This window comes from Emticicia sp. (assembly GCF_049241225.1).
GTDB lineage: Bacteria > Bacteroidota > Bacteroidia > Cytophagales > Spirosomataceae > Emticicia.
Genome location: NZ_JBMLRC010000433.1, coordinates 1 through 1,460 on the forward strand (window position 1 = coordinate 1; position 1,460 = coordinate 1,460).

General features: G+C 32.5%; 2 protein-coding genes. Both read left to right on the plus strand.

Annotated elements, in window-relative coordinates; all coding sequences use genetic code 11:
* A partial coding sequence (locus ACOVO2_RS22615; protein WP_421772151.1) for a hypothetical protein occupies nucleotides 1-182 on the plus strand: 182 nt, incomplete at its 5' end.
* 60 nt (nucleotides 183-242) lie between these two features.
* Nucleotides 243-1,301: a hypothetical protein gene (locus tag ACOVO2_RS22620; RefSeq protein WP_421772152.1), complete on the plus strand. Its 1,059-nt coding sequence runs from the start codon at nucleotides 243-245 to the stop codon at nucleotides 1,299-1,301.
* Nucleotides 1,302-1,460: the final 159 nt, after the last annotated feature.

Here is a 1,460-nt window from a genome sequence, read left to right on the forward strand (position 1 = left end):
TAAATGGTTTACAAGAATTGAACCAAGAAGAATTAGCTAATATTGATGGTGGTGGAATAATTGATGACATAGCCAAGGGGCTTGGTAAATATTTAATTAAGTTTACATGGACGGGGTTTGGAGACGGAAATCCGAAAAACGATGAGGTAGACTTATATCTTTTGGGCAAGAAAATATTTTAAAATGACGTAGCCGCCCCCGCCCATGAATAAGCTTGGGCGGCTATATTAAAATCTATAAATATGGTTAGTAACTCAAAAAAATGGCTTTTTATAATTATCCTTTTACAATCTTTACTCATTGGCAAGTGTATAGGTCAAATAATAGTCGTTGATGCTACCAGCAATGACCCTGTACCCTACGTTGAGGTTTTTACAGATGATGGAAAATATATAGGAGTAGCAAATGATAAAGGAGTAATCGAACTAACGGTTATTGACAAAATCAAGTTAGTAAATGAAACTACGAACTTGGTGTTTGGCCAGATGACATATAACAAGCGAACTTTTACAAAAGCTGAAGTTTTGGCCCTGAAAACCATCACTCTCACTCCCAAGTTTATAAATTTAGAAGACGCCATAGTTAGACCTAATAAAAATGCCTTAGTTATTTTATCTGGGTACTACAGAAGTTATCAACTTAGAGGAGATAAATTAGAGTACTTTGCCGATGGAAATATCGAAATAGTTTATGACCAGAAAAAAAGCCTTCATAAACGTCTGGCAGAGAGGTCTTGGTTTAATAAAAATATGCCACCCAGAAGCAATTTTTCTGTAGACATGGTAGGTCCACCAATTCCTGATATTAAAACAATAACTGAATTAGAAAAAGGTCAAAAAAATATTATATACTCGTTATCAAAGTCAATAGAGAATAAAAACATTAGTTTAATCGAAGTGTTGAAAAATGACTCCGAAAACGTGAGAAGTATGAAAGTGTTTGGGAATACCTCAATCATAAATTTTTATAAAGAAAAGTTTATCTTTAAAACCTCAGACCCAAAAAATAATGGTATTGATTTCTTAGACTATTATTCTATTAACAAAAATTTAAGATTCAAATGCAAAGAATGTAATGATTTTCAAGATTATAGCATGCAATCTGAGTTTTTCGTTACTGATGTTAAATATAGTAACACAATATCAAAAAAAGAATATTCACAATTCACAGGTTACCCCAAATATTCTCATTTCAAAGATGAGTATTGGAAAGAAGCAGAAAAACACAGGCTTTTCCAGCCGTTGAATGAAAAAATAAAAGAATTATTGAAAAGTCAGCTTACGATGAATCCTGTAGAATAACTTTTCAAATTGTAGCGTTTGTGTTTAAATCGTCTTTTTTATTGCCTGACCCACTTGTTAGATTAAGTTTTAAATAGTTTGTGTAAAAGCATCGTCCTTACCGATGAAAAAAGTTAGAATGCTATTGGCTTTGCTGATAATAACACTTGGTAGCCAAGC